Source organism: Pseudomonas frederiksbergensis, assembly GCF_017114915.1.
Classification (GTDB): Bacteria; Pseudomonadota; Gammaproteobacteria; order Pseudomonadales; family Pseudomonadaceae; genus Aquipseudomonas; species Aquipseudomonas frederiksbergensis_I.
The window spans coordinates 1-20,646 of the sequence record NZ_JAAUOE010000030.1; the positions used below are offsets into that span (position 1 = coordinate 1).

Sequence of the window (20,646 nt, forward strand, 5' to 3'; positions counted from 1 at the left end):
GCCAAGGCGCTGGGCATGACCAGCACTCACTTCGTCGAACCGACGGGCCTCTCCCCGCGCAACGTGTCCACCGCCCGCGACCTGAGCAAACTGCTGATCGCCGCGCACAAGTACCCGCTATTGACCGAACTGAGCACCACCAAGGAAAAAACCGTCAGATTCCGTAAACCCAACTACAGCCTGGGCTTTCGCAATACCGATCATTTGGTCAACAAACCTGACTGGGACATCAGGCTGACCAAGACCGGTTTCACCAACGCAGCGGGGCATTGTCTGGTATTGGTCACTCACATGGGCAACCGTCCGGTTGCACTGGTGATACTCGATGCCTTCGGCAAATATACGCACTTTGCCGATGCCAACCGGATCCGCAACTGGGTCGAAACCGGCAGGAGCGCCAACGTGCCGTCCGTCGCCCTGCAGTACAAGTCCGACAAGAACCTCAAGAATCGCCAGAGCGGCGTGATTGAAGCATCGAAATAAGGTCGCCCCCCTGCCAATGAAAAGCCCCGAATCATCGGGGCTTTTCATTGGCAGGGGGGGGCGTCCGATGGTCAATCATTGGGCAACGGCATCTGATCGTCATCCGGAATGCCATCCCCGGCACTCGGATCCCGCCAGCCCTGTGGATGCTTCGTCGGCACCACGGTCGGCCTGGCCAAGGGGTCCCTTAACGGGCTGTCCGGGTCCATCACCGGATCCAGGTCAGACTCAGGTGTGGTTGGAACACTGTCTGGCGGGTCTGGACGTTTGTCGTCAAAGCTCGAATCGGTAGACATACACACCTCACTGAGACTTGGGTTTCAGATTACCGAGCGGGTCGTAAGGCTTGGCCGGTTTCTTCTTGCCCTCCTCACCCGGCTTTATATCCCTGGGCGCCCTGGCAGGTCCGATGGGGTCGACCTGAGGATCGGCCAAGTCCGGGGAATCGGGGTCGAACCCCAATTCATTATCGGACGAATGCTCGGACGAGTGCGGGCCGGTGGGAGTATTGGAATGTGCCATGGCGCCTCCTGATCATGGGCCCCGAAAAATCCGGGCCCTCTACTTGAGACTCCAGCATAGCGTGGCGGTGCCATGCCGATGACGAGCGGAAACCTACTGCGCAGTCAGCGCCTTCTTCGCCCTGGCTGCCGCCTGCTCCTGACCTGACTGGGCAAGATCGCTCGCCGCTTTCAGCCAGCGCTGCTGATCGACGTTGGCCGGAATCTGGTTCGGCTTCTGGATCAGAACGGCCCAACCACCGGCATCCTTGAACGCCGATTCAAAGGCGCCGAACCCCATCAGCAACCGCCGGTCCATTGCGGCGCGTAGCAGCACAGTCTGCTTCTGACGATTGTAACCGGCGAGTATGGCGTATCGAGGCTCTGCCCAGAACGCCGAGCCTTCGGTAAAGCGCACCATCACCGGATAACCGGCCGCCACCTGGGTCAGCAGCGCCGACAAATGGCTGTCGAGGGGATAAACCACCATCCCGTACTCGCGGGCAAGGTTCTGCATATTCTGCTGCAACCGGTCTTCGGCGCCCGGCAACTGCAGAGGCTTGTCGAGCAACCCCGGGGTGATCACGATATCCTGCTGGGACAACAGACTGGCCAACACCTGAGGCCCGCTTTGATAGCTTTGCCCACGGTAGAACGTGCCGCTGAGTTCGACACGTTCCGGCAGACGCTTGATCTCAGGCGCCACGCTGCCCGCACAGCCAGCCAGGCCGGCAACGCAACAGACGATCATTGCCAAAGATCGAATTCGAGAAAATACCTGCTCCATCGTCACTCTCTTGTTCAGACGCCAGGCGATTGCGCAGCCGGCTTGGCCGTCGATCATAGGATGCCGCGCGGTAGCGGTATAGCCTTAACCGGCAGTTGATTGCATTCGTTAGAGCGAACGGGTTGGGGACAGGCGACCTTTGGTCAATAGCCTGAAATACAGCAGCGGCTAGACTGTCATTTACCAAGGAAGAGTGTGCGCCCGCTGCTGGGCAAAGAGGAGGCACTGATGAGCCTGACAATGACCATTGTGATGTTGATTTGCGGTTGGCTGGCGGTGGCCGCCGCCATGCTGTGGGGCGTTTTGCGTATTACCCGCCGGCACCATCACCACCCGGTTCAATCGGCGCCTGTGGCGAAAACCGATAAACCTGCTTCCCACCCCGCCACTGCGCACTGATTGGCGCTTCAGTCGTACACATAAAAAAACGGCCGCCTGGACTCTTTCGAGTTCAGGCGGCCGTTTCGTTTAACGACAGTTACGCTTCAGCGGCGATGCGCTTCTGCCTGGCCCGCCGCGACAGCATGTTCAAGCCTTCGATCGTCGCCGAGAACGCCATGGCCGCGTAGACGTAGCCTTTCGGTACGTGGGCGCCGAAACCTTCGGCGATCAGGGTCATGCCGATCATGATCAGGAAGCCCAGCGCCAGCATCACCACGGTCGGGTTGTCGTTGATGAACTTGGCCAGCGGGTCAGCGGCCAGCAACATCACCAGGACCGACACCACCACCGCGATAATCATGATCGGCAAATGCTCGGTCATGCCGACAGCGGTAATAATGCTGTCGATGGAGAACACCATGTCCAGCATCAGAATCTGACCGATCGCAGCGGCAAAGCCCAAGGTCACGGTCGAGGTGGCCGACGTCGGATCTTCCGGCGACGGGTCCATGCTGTGATGGATCTCGGTGGTCGCCTTCCACAACAGGAACAGGCCGCCGGCGATCAGGATCATGTCTTTCCAGGAGAACGCGTGGCCGAGAATCTCGATCACCGGTTCAGTCAACTGGACGATGAATGCGATGGTGCTCAACAGCCCCAGGCGCAGGATCAATGCCATGCCAATACCAATGCGCCGCGCCTTCTGGCGATGCTGTTCGGGCAGCTTGTTGGTGAGGATCGAGATGAAGATCAGGTTATCGATACCGAGCACGATCTCCATCACCACCAGGGTGGCCAGGGCGACCCAGGCGGTGGGGCTTGCAGCAAGTTCTAAAAGGTATTCCATGGGTCAGTCCTGACTCGTTGTAGACGGTTTAGATTTCCTGGGACGAAGAGTCGGTTTTGCCCGTCTCTTTGGTCGTTTGTTCTTTCTTGCCGATCAGGCTGCCAGTGGCCTCGCTCAGTGCTTGCTCGGCGGCTTTGTGAGTATCGTCAATTGCCTGTTTGGCGGATTCGGCAGCCTTGCCCATCAGTTGCTGGGCACTTTTCTCGGCCTGCTCGCAACCGGCCAATACCAGTAACGATGTGATCAGCAGCGCAGTTGTTTTGAGCTTCATGATGTTTTCCTCGTTAGAACAGACAGACTGGAAAAGGCGATCTGCGATAGCGAGGCATTCTAAGCAAGCAAACACTTCAGAAAAATTCGTATTTTCAGCGGTTATACTTCGTCTTTTACGAATCCAAACCCGATCGTCATGCGTAAGGGAGGCTTAAATCAATGCTGAACTACCGACAGCTGCATTATTTCTGGGTGGTGGCCAAGACCGGCAGCATCGTGCGCGCCTGCGAGCAACTGAACCTGACGCCACAGACCATCAGCGGGCAGATTTCCCTGCTTGAGCAAACCTATGGCATCGAATTGTTTCGCCGGGTCGGCCGACAGCTGGAACTCACCGAAGCCGGGCGTCAGACCCTGCCCTACGCCGAGCAGATGTTTCAACTCGGTGGTGAGCTGGAGTTGATGCTGCGGGCGCAGCCCAATGAACAACAGATCCTGTTTCGGGTGGGCGTTGCCGATGTGGTGCCCAAATCCATCGTCTATCGCCTGATCGCGCCGACCATGGAGCTGAGCGAGCCGCTGCGCATCACCTGTCGCGAAGACAAACTGGAACGCTTGCTCGCCGACCTGGCGATTCAACGCCTCGACCTGGTGATCTCCGACGGCCCGATGCCCTCGCATCTGGACATCAAGGGCTACAGCCAGAAACTCGGCGAATGCGGCATCAGTTTCTTCGCCACCGCCGAACTGACGGCGCGATACGGCCAGGATTTTCCCCGCAGCCTGCACGGCGCCCCGCTGTTGATTCCCGGCCCCGAAACCGTGGTGCGCAGTCGCTTGCAACGCTGGTTTGCCGAACAGCAGATCCAGCCGCGGATCGTCGGAGAGTTCGACGACAGCGCCTTGATGCAGGCTTTCGGCCAGTCCGGTAGCGGGATTTTCATCGGCCCGAGCGTGATTGCCGACGAAGTGAAACGCCAGTGCAGCGTGGAGTTGATCGGCCAGACCGACGCGGTGCGCGAGTCGTTCTATGCCATTTCGGTGGAACGCAAGGTCAAGCACCCCGGCATTGTCGCCATTACCGAAGGTGCCCGACGCGAGCTGTTCACCGAAATGTGAAGCCTCAGGCGCAGATTTCCCGGGGCTTGAAGGTCATCAGCGCCATGGCCAACAGGATCGAGACGAGGATCAAACCGGCGGCCGCAAAACCAAGGCCTTGCAGGCCAACGCTGTCGATCACCCGACCGCCGATCATGGCGCCCAGGCCGATCCCGAGATTGGCGCCGGCAATGTTCAGCGACGCAGCAAAGGCCGGCGCCTCGGGCGCGGCTTTCATCAAGCGCACATGACTGACCAGAAATAGCGCGGCCTGAGTCACGCCCCAAATCCCCATCGCTGCCGCCAGCCCCAGCGGCGAATGAATGTTCGGCACCAACGCCACCATCCCGGCAATCATGAACGCGCAGAACGTCACAGAAGCGATCAGCGGATGTCGATCCACCGCGCGACCGCCCAGCGAGTTGCCGATCAGCCCGACCGCGCCGAAGCCCATCAGGCACCAGCCGACCACCGTGCCGTTGAAACCGGCGAGCCGCTCCAGGATGTCCGCCAGGTAGGTGTAAGCGGTGAACATGCCGCTGAACACCAGAATCGACAACAACACATGGCCCTGCATCAGCGGGCTGCGCAGGATCTTGAACTGCGAACGCAAGCTCACCTGATGCTGGTGCAGGTTGGTTTTGGGCAGGTAGATAAACAGCAGCAGCGCCTTGGCAAACGCGATCGCCGCCAGAATGCCGAAGGCACTGCGCCAGCCAAACGCATCGCAAATCAGCGTGCCCACCGGAATGCCAAACACCGTGGCGCAGACGATGCCGAAACCGATCTTGGCGATGGCCCGCCCGGCGTAGTCCGGCCCGACGATGTCCACCGCGGTTTCACTGGCCAACGCCCAGAACACCGGCAACCCCAGCGCCGGAATCAACCGGGCAACGGCCATCACCCAGATGTTGGGCGCCAGCGCCGCCAGTGTGTTGGCCAGGCCGAACATGATCAGCACGCTGATGAACAGTTTGCGTCGTTCAAACCTGGCGAAGTACGCCGTCAGGAACGGCCCGAACGCAGCCACGGTGAACGCAAACAGAGTCACCAGCAAACCCGCTTGAGGGATGCTGACGTCCAGATCGCGGGCGATTGCCGGCAACAAGCCGACAATGATGAATTCCGTGGTCAGCACCGTGAAACCGGCGGCGGACAACAGAAGAATGGGCAACAGCATGCAGAACTCCAGGAAAACGACGACACCAGCGATAGCCCGAAGGCCCACTGGCAGAACATGAAAATGAGGATGGCGAAGCTTAACAGAGTGTTCCGGGACGAGGTTGCACGAACCTGCAAATCACGTTGAACAATCGGTGGCAGATCGTCACAGGTCTGAAGGATCGCGGCTACGCTGTGATAAAGTTCGCGACCCTGCGGTACTTACACCTTGCTCATCGGCCATTGACTGGCATTGATGTGGCGACCTTCTTCGGTTCCCTCCATGTGGCCTGCCCGGCTTTTGCTGCATGAGCCAGAGAAACCTGCACCCTAATAAAATCAGAGATGCCGTCATGACCGCTTCATCCCCTTCTCTCTTGCAACGCCTGCAACGCAGCAGCCTGGTCACGCAAATCATCATTGGCCTGATCGCCGGGATTGCCCTGGCCCTGTTATCGCCTGAACTGGCGAAGTCCACTTCCTTTATTGGCAAAGTCTTCGTGTCCGCACTCAAGGCCGTCGCGCCGATTCTGGTGTTCGTGCTGGTGATGGCTTCGATTGCCAACCACAAGCACGGCCAGGAAACCCACATCCGGCCGATTCTGTTTCTGTATTTGCTGGGCACCTTCGCAGCGGCCGTGGTGGCAGTGATCGCCAGTACGCTGTTTCCGTCGAGCCTGGTGTTGTCGACCCAGGACGTCGCGGTGACCGCCCCGGGCGGCATCAGTGAAGTGTTGCAAAGCCTGGCGCTGAGCGTGGTCGATAACCCGGTCAGCGCGCTGATGAACGCCAACTTCATCGGCATTCTGGCCTGGGCGATCGGCATGGGCGTTGCGATTCGCCATGCCGGCGAGACGACGCGCGAGGTGCTGGGCGATCTGTCCAATGGCGTGACCTTAATCGTGCGTCTGGTGATTCGCTTCGCGCCGCTGGGGATCTTCGGCCTGGTGGCTTCGACCCTCGCCACTTCCGGTTTTGGCGCCTTGCTCGGCTACATGCAGCTGCTGGCCGTGTTGCTGGGCTGCATGCTGTTCGTGGCGCTGGTGATGAACCCGGCCATCGTGTTCTGGAAGCTGCGTCGCAACCCGTATCCGCTGGTACTCACCTGCCTGCGCGAGAGCGGCATCACCGCTTTCTTCACCCGCAGCTCGGCGGCGAACATTCCGGTCAACCTGGAATTGAGCAAGCGCCTGGGCCTGCATGAAGACACTTACTCGGTGTCGATCCCGCTCGGCGCCACCATCAACATGGCCGGCGCGGCGATCACCATCACCGTGCTGACCCTGGCCGCCGTGCACACCCTGGGTATCGCCGTGGATATTCCGACGGCCATTCTGCTCAGTGTTGTCGCGGCAATCTGTGCCTGTGGCGCTTCGGGCGTGGCTGGCGGTTCGTTGTTGCTGATTCCGTTGGCGTGCAGCCTGTTCGGCATCCCGAGCGAAATCGCCATGCAGGTGGTGGCAGTCGGTTTCATCATCGGTGTGTTGCAGGACTCGGCGGAAACCGCGCTGAACTCCTCCACCGACGTGCTGTTCACCGCGGCGGCGTGCCAGGGTGAAGAGCTGAAAGCTCAGCGTTTGGCGTAACAACACACCTGCAACAACGAAAAAGCCCGCCAAGGCTTACACCTTGGCGGGCTTTTTTGTACCTGGGCGGTTTAGAACGCGCCCATGTAATCGCGCTTGCCCACTTCCACACCGTTGTGACGCAGCAGCGCGTAAGCAGTGGTGACGTGGAAGAAGAACTGCGGCAGCCCGTAGCTCAGCAGGTAAGCCTGGCCAGTGAAGCGCTTCTCTTTAGGGGTGCCAGGACGGGTCACGATTTCGATGCCTTCCTTGCCGTTGATCTGCTCGGGTTTGATCTCGCCGATGAAGGCCAGGACCTTGGCGATCAAGGCTTGCAGTTCGGCGAAGGTGGTTTCGGTGTCGTCGTATTTCGGCAGTTCGACTTCAGCCAGACGCGCCGAAACGCCTTTGGCGAAATCAACCGCGATCTGCACCTGACGCACCAGCGGGAACATGTCCGGGTACAGACGGGCTTGCAGGAATGCATTCGGGTCGATGTTTTTCGCAGCGGCGTGGGCCTCGGCCTTGCTCAGGTTGTTGCTCAGGGCGTTGAGCATTTGCTGGAAAACCGGAACGGAAGCGGCGTACAGGGAAATAGTCATGGCAGTCTCGTGTAGTGACAGGAGTAAAAAACGTGGGCTCGATTATAGCCATGCCGGCGCGCCCTGCGACTTGTCTTTTATCCAGCAAGGATTAGGCTAGTCGGCTTCGACTGCCTAGGGAAAAGCGCGATGAGCACTGAGCAAGAAACGACCTTCGACGAACCACGGCTCAACAGCACGGAAATCCGCATTCTGGGCTCGTTGATCGAGAAACAGGCCACCAGCCCGGAAACCTATCCGCTGACCCTCAATGCGCTGGTGATCGCCTGCAACCAGAAAACCAGCCGCGACCCGGTGATGAACCTCAGCCAGGGCCAGGTCGGCCAGAGCCTGCGGGTCCTTGAAGGGCGTGGTTTCACCCGCCTGGTGATGGGCAGCCGTGCCGACCGCTGGGAGCATCGGCTCGACAAGGCGCTGGAACTGGTGCCGGCCCAGGTGATTCTGACGGGGCTGCTGTTCCTGCGCGGTCCGCAGACGGTCAACGAACTGCTGACCCGCAGCGGCCGCATGCATGACTTCGAAGATGCCGAGCAGGTGGTGCATCAACTGGAGCGCTTGATTGCCCGAGGTCTGGCGCTGTTGATCCCGCGCCAGGCCGGCCAGCGCGAAGACCGTTACATGCACGCGCTGGGCGATCCGGCGGATATCGAAGCGATCCTGGCGGCCCGGCAGAATCCGGTGGAACGTGGCGCCAGTGGCGGTGTGTCGGTTGAGCGAATCGAAGAGCTTGAAGCGCGGATTGCGGCGCTGGAAGAGCGCCTGGCACGCCTCGAATAGACCGATCGCGAAAGCGATCTGTCAGTCATATTGGTGCAAGATGTGCCGCCGCCTTCGCGGGCAAGCCCGCCCCTACAAGGCCAGCGCTGAACTTGCAGGAGCGGGCTTGCCCGCGAAGGGGCCAGTACAGCCAACACAATTGGTGATGATCAGCTCCGGGCAAACGCCACGGCTTTCTGAAACTGCTCTTCGGTCGGCCGCACGCCGGTGTACAACACAAACTGTTCCAGCGCCTGGATGGCAATCACCTCCAGCCCGGTGATGACCCGCTTGCCTTCGGCGCGAGCGCGCACGATCAACGGTGTTTCCGAGGGGATCGCCACCACATCGAAGACCGTTTCAGCGGCAGCGATGGCTTCAGGGGCGAACGCCAGTTGATCGGCTTCCGGGCCGCCGGTCATGCCGATCGGCGTGACGTTGATTAGCATCTGCGGGCGTTGGGCGCCCAGTTCCGCCTGCCATTGATAGCCCAGCGATTCAGCCAACGCCCGCCCGGCGCGCTCGTTACGGGCCACGATCAGGCCGTTTTTGTAGCCACCATCGCGCAAGGCACTGGCCACGGCCTTGGCCATGCCGCCGCTGCCACGCAGGGCAAAGGTCGACGTCTTGGGTACCTGATGGGTTTCGAGCAATTGCTCAATGGCAATGTAATCGGTGTTGTAGGCCTTGAGGTGACCGTTGGTGTTGACGATAGTGTTGATCGATTGAATGGCCTCAGCCGATGCGTCCAGCTCATCGACCAGCGCGATACAAGCCTCCTTGAACGGCATCGACACACCGCAACCCCGAATGCCCAACGCGCGAATGCCGCTGACAGCGCCCGTCAGGTCCTGGCTGCTGAAGGCCTTGTAGTAAAAATTCAGGCCCAGTTGTTCGTACAGATGATTGTGAAACCGCAAGCCGAAATTACCGGGACGACCCGACAGCGACATGCACAGCTGGGTGTCTTTGTTGGGGTTCATCTGCATCCGAATCTCCTTCCAATAGCACTTTCAGATGGACGGAATTAACCATTCCACCGGATTGTGGTCGATCATAAAGGTCTGTCGTGCGAGGCACAAAATACCGTAAAGAAACCGGTACAGACCTTACACAAAATTTACCCAATGGCTGTGCTGATTTTCAAAAAAAAGCTGTCTTAGAAGTATCCCCGCGAGACTCTTGTGTCTATTGCAAACGCAAGCGCCGGGTCGAAGAACCGAGGACTTATCATGATCCGTAAAATCCCCACAGTAGCCTTGCTGATCGGTGCTCTCGCTATCGCAGGGCAGGCAGAAGCAGGTGGTCGCGGCTGGGAAGGTCCGGCTGTGTTTGGTGCGATCGTCGGCTCGGCAATCATCGGCTCGGCAATCATCAGCCGCGACCGGCCGGTGTATGTAGAGCAACCGGTTTACGTTCAGCCTCAACCGGTTTACGTACAGCCACCGCCTGTCTATTACCAACCGGCGCCGGTCTACGTGCAACAACCGATCTACTACCGCCCGGCACCGATTTATTACGGTCCGCCACGCGGCTACTATGGCCCACCGCGCGGCTACTATGGCCATCCCCATGGTTATTATCGTGGTTATTATCGTGGCGACCGCTGGTAACGCACTCATCAGGCCCCGCCTCAACAGCGGGGCCTTTTTTGTGGCTGCGGGGGCTGGGAAGTCTGAATAAATCTCGCCAAGGTCGCTGTCGGAACAGTGCCGGCAGGCAAAGTTGGTCATATTTACGTCATATCAGGTCCGCAAGCTTGGATCTGTCCGCAAACAACAGGTTGATAAAAACAAGGACGACCTCATGCCCACACAAAATCCGCATCGCATTGTCGGCTTGTGCACTTCCAGCAAGGTGTACAACGCACTGACCGAACTCAAGCACCTGGAAAGCCATCGCAGCGCCAAGTTCCTCTCACTGCTGGCGCAGAACCTGGTGCGCAAAGGCCTGCTCAATGAGCAGGAAGTGATGCATATGCTCGATCAAGTGGTGGACTGACCGCAGAACTCATTGGCGTCAATGACGACTATCGAAAGCGTTGATTGTCCGTTCAAGCGTCCGATCCGTAAGGTAGCCCCATAGATTGATGGAGGTACTTATGGCTCAGGTTCAGATCATGTCCGTTATCGGCAGCGCCGTTCCCGCACCACTGAGGGCGTTGGGGTTGCTCGCCTGTTGGTATCTGGTGCAGGACGGCGAACCGATCAGCGGTCCACTCACCTCACTCCCCGCCGCCCAGGAATTGTCACAACGTATCGGCTCGAGCCAGCTCAGCGCTTAAGGCAGCTGAACCCGTGGCTTGGCATCGACGAAAATCGCCCAGCTCGACATGAATAACGCGGCGATCAGCGGCCCGATGACAAAACCGTTCAGGCCGAAAATCGCCAGGCCGCCCAGGGTCGAGATGAGGATCAGGTAATCGGGCATTTTGGTGTCCTTGCCCACCAGCATCGGTCGCAGGACGTTGTCCACTATGCCGATCACAAACAGCCCGAACAACACCAGCACCGTGCCCTGCCAGATCGCGCCGCTGATCAGGAAATACGCCGCTACCGGGATCCAGACGATACCCGCGCCCACCGCCGGCAACAGCGACATGAACGCCATCAACACTGCCCAGAGCAGCACGCTCGGGATGCCCAGATACCAGAAAATGAAACCGCCCAATGCCCCTTGCGTGATTGCCACCAACAGGTTGCCCTTCACCGTGGCTCGCACCACGCGATTGAACTTGAGTTGCAAGAGGCGTTTTTGATTGTCTTCCAGAGGTATCGCCGCGCGAACCTTGCGCGCCAGTTCGGAGCCGTCCCGCAAGAAGAAAAACAGCAGATACAGCATGACGAAAAAGCTCACCACGAACTCAAACGTCCCCTGACCAAAGCTGAACGCCTTGGTCGCGACAAACTGACTGCCTTGCATCGTGCTCTTGATGATTTTTTCCCGTAGGCCGGCCAGCTCGCCCATGCCGAAACGATCGAGCAAGTACTGAATGTACGGTGGCAGACTTTGCTTGAACTGTGACACATACCCGGCAATGTCCAGTTCGCCGCTTTCAATTCGACCATAAAGCGCCGCGCCCTCCTGAACCAGCAAGGTGCTGATGGTGATCACCGGCACAATTGCGATCAGCACACAGAGAATCAAGGTGCACAGGGTGGTCAGGTTGCGTGGCCAGCCGAACCTCATCTGCAACTGATGCTGCAAGGGCGCGAACAGAATGCCGAGGATGACTGCCCAAAACACCGCACCATAGAACGGCAACAGAATCCAGACGAAGGCAATGGTCACTAGCGTCAGCAAGACCATCAACGATGTGTTTTGCAGCTTCGTTTCGTTCATGTCCGGTCCATGCCATTGCGCAGGGGCGAAAATTCGCGTCCTTATGTTTAGTCCGCCAGGGTTCGCGCGAGTGCCATCTGTGTATTCATCAAGCATAGATCCAGATCAATAAACCCCGCGGGCAGGCCGCTTACCCTTGCCGGCTTTTGCGATCGACACCGCCATGACCTGCGCCATGACACTCATACCCCCGGAACTGCTCGCCCCTGCCGGCACCCTGAAAAACATGCGTTATGCCTTCGCCTACGGCGCCGATGCGGTGTATGCCGGCCAGCCACGCTACAGCCTGCGGGTGCGTAACAACGAATTCGATCACGCCAACCTCGCGCTCGGCATCGCCGAGGCCCAGGCTCAGGGCAAGCGTTTCTATGTGGTGGTGAACATCGCCCCGCACAACGCCAAGCTCAAAACGTTCTTGAAGGACCTGGAACCGGTGATCGCCATGGCGCCCGACGCGCTGATCATGTCCGATCCCGGCCTGATCATGCTGGTGCGCCGACACTTCCCTCAGATGCCGGTCCACCTGTCGGTGCAGGCCAACACGGTCAACTGGGCCAGTGTCGAGTTCTGGCAGCAACAGGGCTTGAGCCGGATCATCCTGTCCCGCGAACTGTCGCTGGAAGAAATCGCCGAAATCCGCCAGCACGTTCCCGCGATGGAGTTGGAAGTGTTTGTGCACGGCGCGTTGTGCATGGCCTATTCCGGGCGCTGCCTGTTGTCGGGCTACATGAACAAGCGCGACGCCAATCAGGGCAGTTGCACCAACGCCTGCCGCTGGAAATACTCGGCGACGCCGGCCAGCGAAAATCAGCTCGGTGACATCGTCCAGCACTACTCACCCGAACCGACACTGGGCCTCGGCACGCCGACCGATCAAGTGTTTCTGTTGCAAGAGGCCAATCGCCCTGGCGAACTGATGCCGGCCTTCGAGGATGAACACGGCACGTACATCATGAACGCCAAGGACCTGCGCGCCGTCCAGCACGTTGAACGCCTGACGCAGATGGGCGTGCATTCACTGAAGATCGAAGGCCGGACCAAATCGCACTTCTATTGCGCGCGCACCACCCAGGTTTACCGCCGCGCGATCGATGATGCGGTGGCTGGCCGGACATTTGATCGCAGCTTGATGACCGATCTGGAATCCCTGGCCCAGCGCGGCTACACCGAAGGCTTTCTGCGGCGACACGTGCATGACGAATACCAGAATTATCAGAACGGCAGCTCGGTATCAGAGCGCCAACAGTTCGTGGGCGAACTGACCGGCGAACGCCGGGATCGGCTGGCCGAGGTGCGGGTGAAGAATCGCTTTGCCCTGGGCGATCACATGGAATTGATGACCCCCAAGGGCAACTTCCATTTCGATTTGCATCAGCTGCAAAACGTCAAGGGTGAGGCGATTGAAGTGGCGCCGGGGGATGGGCACACGGTGTATTTGCCGATACCGGATGCGGTGGATTTGCGTTTTGGTTTGCTGATGCGGGATGTTGGCGCGAGCTAAAAAAAAAGAGCGACGAGCCCCTGTGGGAGCGTGGCTTGCCCGCGAAGAACGATGACTGGGTGTCACTGACGAATCAGGTGCCGCCCGCCGAAAAGCGATCGCGGCTGTTGGTCAGGTGCAACCCCATCGCCGTGTTTGGTGCGCTAGCCCTCGGGAAGCTCGCCTAACCTGCGTGCTGGGTTCGTTCCGACTCATCCAGGTGCTCCAGCAGCACCGCTATCGTCGCATCCCGCAGCTTGATGGCCTCCATCCAGTCCGGCCCTTGCGCCAACAGCGGAGGGCCGACGTTGACGTGGATTGCACCGTGGCGCGGGAACCACTGACCGTCGCGCAGCACCCTGCGCGTACCGCAGATTGCAACCGGCAGCAGCGGCACGCCGGCACGCGCGGCGAGCACGAAGGCGCCCATGTGGAACGTTCGCAATCCTGGCTCGCGGGTGAAGGTTCCCTCGGGGAAGAACACCAGAGACTGGCCAGTCTGTAGCGCCTCGGCCAGGGACTCGGTGTCTGCGGCGCTGCGCTGCAGGTCGAAGCGTTCGACGAAGCGGGCACCGAGCTTGCGCAGGAACCGGCCGGCGATCCACTGGCCAGCCAGTTCGCGCTTGGCAACGAAGCTGAACTGCGGCGGCAGGGCCGCGCAGAGAATGACGCCGTCGAGGTAGCTGGCATGGTTCGCGGCCAGCACGCTCACCGAGGAGGAAGGCAGGCGCTCAAGCCCCGTGACACTGAACGGCACACCCGCCAGGCGCAGGAACAGCCGGGAGGCCACGCGGGTAAAGCTGCGGCACCAACGCTGGCGCGGCAGGATCGCGACGGCCAGCCAGGTCAGCGGTGTGAACAGCCAGAACAGCAGCCAGATGTAAGCGGCATACAACGCGGCGCGGCAGGTCCGCCAGCCGCGACCGAAATGCCCGCGCAAGGCCTGCAACACCAGGCGCAGCAGCTGACGCCAAACGGCCAGGTGCGGCCGCCCCACTTCGCCACGCTCATACAGCTCGCGGCTGGCAGCACGGCGAAGTTTTCCGCTGGAAGTTTTCAGTACGCTATGCGGTGGCGCCAGAACGATATCGTCGGGCGCCACACCGGTGAGGTCGAACACGATGCGGTTGACCTCCTGCTGCAGCTGTTGCCGCGCGGCAGCGTCCTTCTCATAGGTTTCCGCCAACACCACCAGGCGCTCGGTGCCGGTGGCCGGCTCCGGACTGCCGAACACCGCGATGCAGCCTTTGCGCAGCCCGGGCAGATTGCCGACCGCGGCTTCGACATCGTAGGGGTAGATATTGCGCCCGGCACGGATGATCAAGTCCTTGGCGCGGCCGGTCAGGTAGACCTCACCGCCGGCCATGTAGGCGAAGTCGAGCGAGTCGAACCAACCATCGCGCAGCACCCGGCGGGTCTCTTCGGGGTTGCGGTAGTAGCCTGTCGAGGTAGAAGGCCCGCGAAATTGCAGGTGCCCTTCGCTGCGTTCGGGCAGTTCGATTCCGCTGCCATCGACGATACGAATCTGATGGTCAGGCAGTGGCCGACCGCTGGAGACGAAGCGCAGCGTTGCGCTGGCATCCGCTTCGGCGGGCAGTGCATTGCCATGGGTCTGAAATGCATCGCGCTGTACCCGGTCGATCAACGGCCCTCGGTCCAGGGGAGGAAAGGCCACGCCCAGCGTGGCCTCGGCCAACCCATAGACCGGCGCCAGCGCGGTAGGGGCCAAGCCGTAGCGAACGAAACGTTCGGCGAAGCGTTGCAAGGTATCCGGGCTGACCGGTTCGGCACCGTTGAAAGCCAGGCGCCAACTGCTCAGGTCCAGGCCCTCGAGGTCGCCGTCCGCGAGTTTGTTCAAACACAGTTCGTAGGCGAAGTTGGGCGCCGCCGACATCGTGCCGCGGAAGCGGTCGATGGCCCATAACCAACGCGCCGGCCGTGCCAGGAAAGCCAGCGGCGACATCAGCACCAGGCTGTAGCCGTAATACAGGCTGCCCAGCCAGGCACCGATCAATCCCATGTCGTGGTACATGGGCAGCCAGCTGACGAACACGTCCTGCGGCCCCACCTTCAGAGCCCTACCCATGGCGCGCAGATTGGCCAGCAGATTAGCGTGGCTGACCATCACTCCCTTGGGCTGGCCAGTACTGCCCGAGGTGTACTGCAGGAAGGCGATGTCATCCGGTTGCCGCACAGGTGTCATGCACTCGCCGCCCTCGCTCGTCAGCTCGGCCACACTGGCGATGCGCGTCAGACTCGGGACCTGCGGCTGGATCAGCCGGGCAAGCAGCTTGGCCTGCGTCACGGTAATCAGCATTTTGGCCTCGGCGTTGCACAGGATGCCGGCCTGGCGGCGCAGGTGATCCTCGATCTGCGACAGGCGTAGCGGCGGGTAAATGGGCACCGGTACACCACCGGCCAACAGAATGCCGAAAAAGCCATGGAGAAAATCGCTGCCCGTGGGCAACATCAGGGCCACGGTCTGACCGGCCCGCAAGCCACTGCGTTGCAACCCTGCGGCAACGGCCAGGGCGCCTTGGTGCAAGGCGCCATAGCTGATGTCCTGCGTCTGGTCGCTGTCACCGAGCAGACGCACATGGGGTTGCTGCGGCTGATGGTGCACATGCCACTCCAGTACCTCGATCAAGGTTCGCGCGCTATCCGGTGTCTGCCCCGTTGCTACCGGGGTCTCGCTGGAGCGCAACGGGCGTACCGCCTCGGCGCCAGGTCGGCTATGCAATACGCGCAGGACATCGGCGGGGGTGTCCGCCGAGGCGAACAGGTTTTCCGGTAAACGCACACCGAATTCGTGCTCGATGCGTGACCACAGTTCGACCCGCGCCAGGCTATCGATGCCCAGGTCCCGGTCCAGCACGCTGTGCAAGTTGACGTGCAAACCTTCTGCTGCCTGCGGGCGCAACTCGACCACGGTGCGCAGGACAATTTCGAGCAGTTTTTCCGCATCCCCATCGGAAGGGGGAACGACGCGGGTTTCTGGAGGCGGACGAGACATCGGCGGCCCCTCATCACAGGACACTCGGTGCGTAAATCCTTGCCCACTGCCATTATGCGCCTATGGCGGCGAGGCTCAATCCGTAGCAGCCGCACGCAGCCTTCGGCATCTGCTACGGTTTGGGGCTAGGCTCTCAAGGACCCGACGTCTGCAGGGAGATCGCCATGCCAGCCAGCCTTAACCCCGGAGTGACACGCCGAGAAGTCTGGGCCTGGGCGATGTTCGATTTCGCCAACTCCGGCTACACGACCGTGGTGATCACCGCCGTGTTCAACGCCTACTTCGTCGCCGTGGTCGCCAAGGGCGAAGCCTGGGGTACGCTAGCCTGGACCAGCGCCATCGCCCTCTCTTACGCCCTGATCATCCTGACCGCGCCGCTGATTGGCGCCTATGCCGACGCCTTCGCCTGCAAGAAACGCCTGCTGCTGTTCAGTACAATCGGTTGCGTCGTCTTTACCTCTGGACTCGCGCTGGCCGGGCCGGGGGAGCTCGGTGTCGCGATCCTTTTCATCGTGCTATCCAACTTCTGCTTCGGCAGCGGCGAAAACCTGATTGCCGCCTTCCTGCCCGAACTCGCCCGTGAGGATGCCTTAGGCAAGGTGTCCGGCTGGGGCTGGGGGTTCGGCTATATCGGCGGCCTGGTCAGCCTGGGCGCCTGCCTGGCCTTCGTCAGCTGGGCCCAGGCGCAGGGCCAGACGGCGGCGCAGTTCGTGCCGGTGTGCATGCTGATCACCGCGTCCTTGTTCGCCATCGCCAGCCTGCCGACCTTCCTGTTCCTGCGCGAACGCAGCCAGCCGCAGCCCGAGCGCGGCGACATGCCTATCGCACAAGCGGTGCTGGCGCGCTTCGCGCAGACGCTGCGCGAAGCCGACCGCTATCGCGACCTGCTGCGCTTCCTTGCCTGCACCGTCTGCTACCAGGCCGGTATCTCGGCAGTGATCGCCCTGGCGGCCATCTATGCCAATCAGGTCATGGGCTTCAGTACCCAGGACACGCTGCTGCTGATCCTGGTGGTGAATATCACGGCCTCCATCGGTGCCGTGCTGTTCGGTTGGCTGCAGGATCGCCTCGGCCATCGCGCCACGCTGGCGCTGACCCTGCTGGGCTGGCTCGGCATGGTCGGCCTGATCTGGGTCGCGCGCGGCCCCGAGCTGTTCTGGCTGGCGGCCAACCTCGCCGGTCTGTGCATGGGTGCCAGCCAATCGGCCGGACGCGCGATAGTCGGTCTGCTCGCGCCGCCGACGCGGCTGGCGGAGTTCTTCGGCCTCTGGGGGCTAGCGGTCAAACTGTCGGCAATCCTCGGCCCCATGACTTACGGCCTGACCAGTTGGCTGTCCGGAGGCGATCACCGCCTGGCGATGCTGATTACCGGCAGCTATTTCATTGTCGGCCTGCTGATCCTGGCCGGCGTCAACCTGGAGCGCGGGCGGCAGGTAGCTGTCAGCCCTACCGAGCGTCTCGGAAAGTGAATCTCCCACAGGAGTGGCATTCACGCTAACTGCACTGTGCCGCTTGCAGCAGCCACCCCCGGAACGCCGCCATCGCCGAGGTTTCGGGACGCGACTGCAAGCGGGTCAGCCAGTAGCTGCCCGTGGTGATCCCGATGGCGAAAGGTTGCTGGATCGCATCCGCGGCCAATTGCCGGGAGAACATCAACGCCGGCGCCAAGGCAACGCCTGCCCCTTGCAGCGCCGCTTCCATCATCGCCAGCGAGGAATCGAAGACGATGCTGCGCGGCGGTGCTGCATGGGTTGAGAGCCCACAAGCCTGAAACCACTCCGGCCATTCGTCCGTACGGTAGGAACGCAACAGCGTTTGCCGCAACAGATCGGCTGGCGTGTGCATCTGCCGGGCGATCTCTGGCACGCAGAGCACCGACAACGGCGCTTCGATCAATCGCACCGCCTCAATCCCGTGCCACGCTCCCGCGCCAAAACGAATGGCGTAATCCAGGCCTTCAGCCGCCACGTCCACCCGGTTGTTGTTGGTCGACAGGCGCAAATCTATGAACGGATGTTTCTTCTGAAAGTCCGCCAACCGCGGCAACAGCCAACCGACCGCGAACGTCCCCACAGCACCCACCGTCAGCACTTCGCGAAAATGTCCGCCCTCGAAACGCTCCAGGGTTTCGGCGATCCGGTCAAAGGATTCGCGTAACACCGGCAGCAGGGTTTCACCTTCGCTGGTCAGCATCAGGCCGCGGGGCAGGCGCTTGAACAAGGTCACGTTAAGCTGGGCTTCAAGGCTTTTGACCTGATGACTCACCGCCGCCTGCGTGACGCACAACTCCACCGCCGCCCGGGTGAAACTCAAATGGCGCGCCGACGCCTCGAAAGCGCGCAACGCATTCAGCGGCAGTTGAGGTCGAATCATACCCACTCCCAAAATTTTCTAATGGCTCATCCGAAATATCGTCGTTTGTCAGTCTTCGCCAAACTGACTAGATTTAGCCCGCCCAGTAGCGGATCGACTTGGAAAACCGCTCGGAGTTTAGCGGTTTACACCACGAACAATCATGGAAAGTGGCTCAATCATGTCTAAACAAAATCAGAAAAAACCAGCGTTCTACAGCGCTTTGGCACTTCTGCTCGGTGCCAGCCACAGCTTTGCTGACGAGCGCATCGAATCCATCGTCAATACCGCCATTGAACCGGTGATGCAGCAACAGCAGATTCCCGGCATCGCAGTCGCGATTACCGTCAATGGCCAGCCGCATTACTTTAACTACGGCGTGGCCTCGAAAGAAACCGGCAAAGCCGTCACCCAAGACACCCTGTTCGAGATCGGTTCGGTGAGCAAAACCTTCACCGCCACCCTCGCCGCCTACGCCCAGGCGAGCGGCAAACTGTCCCTGTCGGACAGCGCCAGCCAGGTGCTACCGGCCTTGCGCGGCAGCGCGTTCGACAGCATCAGCGTGTTGCAACTCGGCACCTACACCGCCGGTGGCCTGCCACTGCAATTTCCCAGTGAGGCAGACCATCAGGACAAGATGCTCGGCTACTACAAACAATGGAAACCGACCTACGCCGCCGGCACTCATCGCCAGTATTCAAACCCCAGCCTTGGGTTGTTCGGCTATCTGGCGGCCCACAGCATGGGTGCGCCGTTCGATGACCTGATGGAAAAAACCTTGCTGCCCAAACTCGGCCTCAAGCACAGCTACCTCAAGGTACCGAAGGATCAGATGGGGCTTTACGCTTGGGGTTACGACAAGAACGACAAACCTGTGCGGGTCGGGCCGGGCGCACTGGACTCTGAAGCGTATGGCGTGAAAACCAGCGCTTCGGACCTGCTTCGCTATGTTGAAGCGAATATGAATCCCGCTTCGCTGGAAAAGCCCTTGCGGCAAGCGATCGCCATCACTCATACCGGTTACTACACGGTTGGCGGCATGACTCAAGGGTTGGGATGGGAGTTCTACAACTACCCGGTGACGCTCGATACATTGCTGGCGGGCAACTCGTCGCAGATGGCGATGGAGGCTCATGCCGTCCAACCGCTGAACCCGCCGCAATCCCCACGCGATAATGTGCTGATCAACAAAACCGGCTCAACCGGCGGCTTTGGTGCCTACGTTGCTTATATTCCGGCCAAAGACATCGGCATCGTGATCCTGGCCAACAAAAACTACCCGAACCCGGAGCGAATCAAAATCGCTCACCAAATACTGAATGCGTTGGCCGAATAATCGAGGGTTCGGGGGATAAACGAAAAATGGGCGACCTGTTGAGGTCACCCATTGGGGTAAGCCCCCTCACCACAAGGATTCAGCTCAATTCAATCATCCGGCATTTCAGGCGGCTTGGCAGGCTTCGCCGGTTTGCCTTTTGCACCTTTGGCCGGCGGGACTTCAGCTACCGGCGCTGGCACTGGTACTGTCGCTTCCTTCTCGGTGGTCGGCAGTTGGTCGACGGTGTTGAATATCTCTTTCAGCTCGACCGCCTCCGATTGCTCAAGCTTCTTTTCGCCATCCTTGCCGATCAGGATGATTTTGCTCTTCACCCCGGCGCCCAGTTTCAGTGAGCGGATCAACGCCATCGTCGCTTGCGGGTCGAGGTCTTTGCCGTCGCGCTGGCCCATCGTATTGATCACGGTGTACAGCACCATGTTGCGCTCGGTGAAGCCCTTGCGATTGGCGGGTTCATCCAGGGATTTTTTCAGGTTGACCCAAACGGGGTCGACCGTGCTGGGCGCGATGACAATCAGGGGACGGGCCCTGCCCACGTCTTTAACCAGGGGTGAATCGTCATCGGCAGCGAACGAGGGACCGACGAAAGCCAGCAGAGTAGCCAGGGTCAAAGACCTGATGAGCATGCGCATCTCCTTTTGATATCCACGCTCTAATGATTGCGCATCGCGGCGATCGTTCCGGGTGACGCACCGCGATTGTGATTCGCCTTGCCCAAGCTTAGGTCAGG

General features: G+C 60.4%; 23 protein-coding genes. 11 read left to right on the top strand and 12 right to left on the bottom strand.

Annotated features, from left to right (window positions below; all coding sequences use genetic code 11):
- Nucleotides 1–483 (top strand): serine hydrolase family protein (locus tag HCU66_RS19580; protein WP_479561815.1); only part of this gene is annotated, 483 nt, incomplete at its 5' end.
- 71 nt (nt 484–554) lie between these two features.
- Here HCU66_RS19580 and HCU66_RS19585 read toward each other — a convergent pair.
- The 3 genes from HCU66_RS19585 to HCU66_RS19595 all read right to left on the bottom strand — a co-directional run bounded on the left by HCU66_RS19585 (nt 555) and on the right by HCU66_RS19595 (nt 1,827).
- Nucleotides 555–779: a hypothetical protein gene (locus HCU66_RS19585; protein WP_205890024.1), complete on the bottom strand. Its 225-nt coding sequence runs from the start codon at nt 777–779 to the stop codon at nt 555–557.
- 7 nt (nt 780–786) lie between these two features.
- Nucleotides 787–1,005, bottom strand: coding sequence for a DUF6021 family protein (locus tag HCU66_RS19590; RefSeq protein ID WP_205890025.1), 219 nt, complete (start codon nt 1,003–1,005; stop codon nt 787–789).
- A 93-nt stretch (nt 1,006–1,098) separates the two neighbouring features.
- The gene (locus HCU66_RS19595) at nt 1,099–1,827 is read right to left on the bottom strand and encodes a cysteine peptidase family C39 domain-containing protein (protein WP_205890026.1); all 729 of its coding nucleotides are present in this window, start codon (nt 1,825–1,827) and stop codon (nt 1,099–1,101) included.
- A 171-nt stretch (nt 1,828–1,998) separates the two neighbouring features.
- Between HCU66_RS19595 and HCU66_RS19600 the strand changes: the two genes are divergently transcribed.
- Nucleotides 1,999–2,169 carry a hypothetical protein gene (locus HCU66_RS19600; protein ID WP_205890027.1) on the top strand — a complete coding sequence of 57 codons (171 nt, stop codon included), beginning with the start codon at nt 1,999–2,001 and terminating at the stop codon, nt 2,167–2,169.
- A 79-nt stretch (nt 2,170–2,248) separates the two neighbouring features.
- Here the strand turns inward: HCU66_RS19600 and HCU66_RS19605 are convergent, their stop codons facing one another.
- Nucleotides 2,249–2,998: a TerC family protein gene (locus HCU66_RS19605; protein ID WP_205890028.1), complete on the bottom strand. Its 750-nt coding sequence runs from the start codon at nt 2,996–2,998 to the stop codon at nt 2,249–2,251.
- Nucleotides 2,999–3,026: 28 nt separating this feature from the next.
- Nucleotides 3,027–3,269, bottom strand: a complete 243-nt coding sequence (locus HCU66_RS19610) for a hypothetical protein (RefSeq protein WP_205890029.1) — start codon at nt 3,267–3,269, stop codon at nt 3,027–3,029.
- 161 nt (nt 3,270–3,430) lie between these two features.
- Here HCU66_RS19610 and nhaR point away from each other — a divergent pair, with 161 nt between their 5' ends.
- Nucleotides 3,431–4,330, top strand: a complete 900-nt coding sequence (nhaR, locus tag HCU66_RS19615) for a transcriptional activator NhaR (protein ID WP_205890030.1) — start codon at nt 3,431–3,433, stop codon at nt 4,328–4,330.
- Between the two features lie 4 nt (nt 4,331–4,334).
- On the opposite strand, the gene HCU66_RS19620 is transcribed toward nhaR, so the two are convergent.
- The gene (locus HCU66_RS19620) at nt 4,335–5,489 is read right to left on the bottom strand and encodes an MFS transporter (protein ID WP_205890031.1); all 1,155 of its coding nucleotides are present in this window, start codon (nt 5,487–5,489) and stop codon (nt 4,335–4,337) included.
- A gap of 334 nt (nt 5,490–5,823) precedes the next feature.
- On the opposite strand from HCU66_RS19620, the gene sstT reads away from it, so the two are divergent.
- On the top strand, nt 5,824–7,056 hold the full coding sequence (gene sstT, locus HCU66_RS19625) for a serine/threonine transporter SstT (protein ID WP_205890032.1): 1,233 nt from the start codon (nt 5,824–5,826) through the stop codon (nt 7,054–7,056).
- Nucleotides 7,057–7,127: 71 nt separating this feature from the next.
- Here the strand turns inward: sstT and HCU66_RS19630 are convergent, their stop codons facing one another.
- Nucleotides 7,128–7,637 (bottom strand): DUF1993 domain-containing protein, encoded by a 510-nt coding sequence (locus HCU66_RS19630; protein WP_205890033.1) that lies wholly within the window; start codon nt 7,635–7,637, stop codon nt 7,128–7,130.
- A gap of 129 nt (nt 7,638–7,766) precedes the next feature.
- Here HCU66_RS19630 and HCU66_RS19635 point away from each other — a divergent pair, with 129 nt between their 5' ends.
- The gene (locus tag HCU66_RS19635; protein WP_205890034.1) at nt 7,767–8,414 is read left to right on the top strand and encodes a YceH family protein; all 648 of its coding nucleotides are present in this window, start codon (nt 7,767–7,769) and stop codon (nt 8,412–8,414) included.
- Nucleotides 8,415–8,563: 149 nt separating this feature from the next.
- Here the strand turns inward: HCU66_RS19635 and HCU66_RS19640 are convergent, their stop codons facing one another.
- Nucleotides 8,564–9,382 carry a shikimate 5-dehydrogenase gene (locus HCU66_RS19640; RefSeq protein ID WP_205890035.1) on the bottom strand — a complete coding sequence of 273 codons (819 nt, stop codon included), beginning with the start codon at nt 9,380–9,382 and terminating at the stop codon, nt 8,564–8,566.
- 243 nt (nt 9,383–9,625) lie between these two features.
- Here HCU66_RS19640 and HCU66_RS19645 point away from each other — a divergent pair, with 243 nt between their 5' ends.
- From HCU66_RS19645 to HCU66_RS19655, 3 genes are all read left to right on the top strand, one after another.
- Nucleotides 9,626–10,006, top strand: coding sequence for a hypothetical protein (locus HCU66_RS19645; RefSeq protein WP_205890036.1), 381 nt, complete (start codon nt 9,626–9,628; stop codon nt 10,004–10,006).
- 193 nt (nt 10,007–10,199) lie between these two features.
- Nucleotides 10,200–10,394: a hypothetical protein gene (locus HCU66_RS19650; protein WP_205890037.1), complete on the top strand. Its 195-nt coding sequence runs from the start codon at nt 10,200–10,202 to the stop codon at nt 10,392–10,394.
- Between the two features lie 100 nt (nt 10,395–10,494).
- Nucleotides 10,495–10,677, top strand: coding sequence for a hypothetical protein (locus tag HCU66_RS19655; RefSeq protein ID WP_205890038.1), 183 nt, complete (start codon nt 10,495–10,497; stop codon nt 10,675–10,677).
- On the opposite strand, the gene HCU66_RS19660 is transcribed toward HCU66_RS19655, so the two are convergent.
- Nucleotides 10,674–11,735 carry an AI-2E family transporter gene (locus HCU66_RS19660; protein ID WP_205890039.1) on the bottom strand — a complete coding sequence of 354 codons (1,062 nt, stop codon included), beginning with the start codon at nt 11,733–11,735 and terminating at the stop codon, nt 10,674–10,676. The genes HCU66_RS19655 and HCU66_RS19660 overlap by 4 nt on opposite strands.
- 175 nt (nt 11,736–11,910) lie before the next feature.
- On the opposite strand from HCU66_RS19660, the gene trhP reads away from it, so the two are divergent.
- The gene (gene trhP / locus HCU66_RS19665; RefSeq protein ID WP_205890040.1) at nt 11,911–13,236 is read left to right on the top strand and encodes a prephenate-dependent tRNA uridine(34) hydroxylase TrhP; all 1,326 of its coding nucleotides are present in this window, start codon (nt 11,911–11,913) and stop codon (nt 13,234–13,236) included.
- Between the two features lie 163 nt (nt 13,237–13,399).
- On the opposite strand, the gene HCU66_RS19670 is transcribed toward trhP, so the two are convergent.
- Nucleotides 13,400–16,228 (bottom strand): AMP-binding protein, encoded by a 2,829-nt coding sequence (locus tag HCU66_RS19670; RefSeq protein ID WP_205890041.1) that lies wholly within the window; start codon nt 16,226–16,228, stop codon nt 13,400–13,402.
- A 164-nt stretch (nt 16,229–16,392) separates the two neighbouring features.
- Here HCU66_RS19670 and HCU66_RS19675 point away from each other — a divergent pair, with 164 nt between their 5' ends.
- Nucleotides 16,393–17,697 carry an MFS transporter gene (locus HCU66_RS19675; protein ID WP_205890042.1) on the top strand — a complete coding sequence of 435 codons (1,305 nt, stop codon included), beginning with the start codon at nt 16,393–16,395 and terminating at the stop codon, nt 17,695–17,697.
- Between the two features lie 25 nt (nt 17,698–17,722).
- On the opposite strand, the gene HCU66_RS19680 is transcribed toward HCU66_RS19675, so the two are convergent.
- Complete coding sequence (locus tag HCU66_RS19680; protein WP_205890043.1) at nt 17,723–18,601, bottom strand: LysR family transcriptional regulator; 879 nt, start codon at nt 18,599–18,601, stop codon at nt 17,723–17,725.
- A 160-nt stretch (nt 18,602–18,761) separates the two neighbouring features.
- Between HCU66_RS19680 and ampC the strand changes: the two genes are divergently transcribed.
- Complete coding sequence (gene ampC, locus HCU66_RS19685; protein WP_338136449.1) at nt 18,762–19,916, top strand: class C beta-lactamase; 1,155 nt, start codon at nt 18,762–18,764, stop codon at nt 19,914–19,916.
- Between the two features lie 89 nt (nt 19,917–20,005).
- On the opposite strand, the gene HCU66_RS19690 is transcribed toward ampC, so the two are convergent.
- Entirely contained in the window at nt 20,006–20,542 is a 537-nt protein-coding gene (locus tag HCU66_RS19690) for a DUF4174 domain-containing protein (RefSeq protein WP_205890045.1), read from the bottom strand.
- Nucleotides 20,543–20,646 lie beyond the last annotated feature (104 nt).

Bases quoted from the DNA above. Each gene is read 5' to 3' on its own strand.
- HCU66_RS19670 (WP_205890041.1), bottom strand. From the start codon at position 16,228: ATGTCTCGTCCGCCTCCAGAAACCCGCGTCGTTCCCCCTTCCGATGGG.
- HCU66_RS19690 (WP_205890045.1), bottom strand. From the start codon at position 20,542: ATGCTCATCAGGTCTTTGACCCTGGCTACTCTGCTGGCTTTCGTCGGT.
- sstT (WP_205890032.1), top strand. From the start codon at position 5,824: ATGACCGCTTCATCCCCTTCTCTCTTGCAACGCCTGCAACGCAGCAGC.
- HCU66_RS19660 (WP_205890039.1), bottom strand. From the start codon at position 11,735: ATGAACGAAACGAAGCTGCAAAACACATCGTTGATGGTCTTGCTGACG.
- HCU66_RS19620 (WP_205890031.1), bottom strand. From the start codon at position 5,489: ATGCTGTTGCCCATTCTTCTGTTGTCCGCCGCCGGTTTCACGGTGCTG.
- HCU66_RS19600 (WP_205890027.1), top strand. From the start codon at position 1,999: ATGAGCCTGACAATGACCATTGTGATGTTGATTTGCGGTTGGCTGGCG.
- HCU66_RS19675 (WP_205890042.1), top strand. From the start codon at position 16,393: ATGCCAGCCAGCCTTAACCCCGGAGTGACACGCCGAGAAGTCTGGGCC.
- ampC (WP_338136449.1), top strand. From the start codon at position 18,762: ATGTCTAAACAAAATCAGAAAAAACCAGCGTTCTACAGCGCTTTGGCA.
- trhP (WP_205890040.1), top strand. From the start codon at position 11,911: ATGACACTCATACCCCCGGAACTGCTCGCCCCTGCCGGCACCCTGAAA.
- HCU66_RS19635 (WP_205890034.1), top strand. From the start codon at position 7,767: ATGAGCACTGAGCAAGAAACGACCTTCGACGAACCACGGCTCAACAGC.
- HCU66_RS19630 (WP_205890033.1), bottom strand. From the start codon at position 7,637: ATGACTATTTCCCTGTACGCCGCTTCCGTTCCGGTTTTCCAGCAAATG.
- HCU66_RS19605 (WP_205890028.1), bottom strand. From the start codon at position 2,998: ATGGAATACCTTTTAGAACTTGCTGCAAGCCCCACCGCCTGGGTCGCC.
- HCU66_RS19610 (WP_205890029.1), bottom strand. From the start codon at position 3,269: ATGAAGCTCAAAACAACTGCGCTGCTGATCACATCGTTACTGGTATTG.
- HCU66_RS19680 (WP_205890043.1), bottom strand. From the start codon at position 18,601: ATGATTCGACCTCAACTGCCGCTGAATGCGTTGCGCGCTTTCGAGGCG.
- HCU66_RS19645 (WP_205890036.1), top strand. From the start codon at position 9,626: ATGATCCGTAAAATCCCCACAGTAGCCTTGCTGATCGGTGCTCTCGCT.
- HCU66_RS19595 (WP_205890026.1), bottom strand. From the start codon at position 1,827: ATGATCGACGGCCAAGCCGGCTGCGCAATCGCCTGGCGTCTGAACAAG.
- HCU66_RS19655 (WP_205890038.1), top strand. From the start codon at position 10,495: ATGGCTCAGGTTCAGATCATGTCCGTTATCGGCAGCGCCGTTCCCGCA.
- HCU66_RS19590 (WP_205890025.1), bottom strand. From the start codon at position 1,005: ATGGCACATTCCAATACTCCCACCGGCCCGCACTCGTCCGAGCATTCG.
- HCU66_RS19650 (WP_205890037.1), top strand. From the start codon at position 10,200: ATGCCCACACAAAATCCGCATCGCATTGTCGGCTTGTGCACTTCCAGC.
- nhaR (WP_205890030.1), top strand. From the start codon at position 3,431: ATGCTGAACTACCGACAGCTGCATTATTTCTGGGTGGTGGCCAAGACC.
- HCU66_RS19640 (WP_205890035.1), bottom strand. From the start codon at position 9,382: ATGCAGATGAACCCCAACAAAGACACCCAGCTGTGCATGTCGCTGTCG.
- HCU66_RS19585 (WP_205890024.1), bottom strand. From the start codon at position 779: ATGTCTACCGATTCGAGCTTTGACGACAAACGTCCAGACCCGCCAGAC.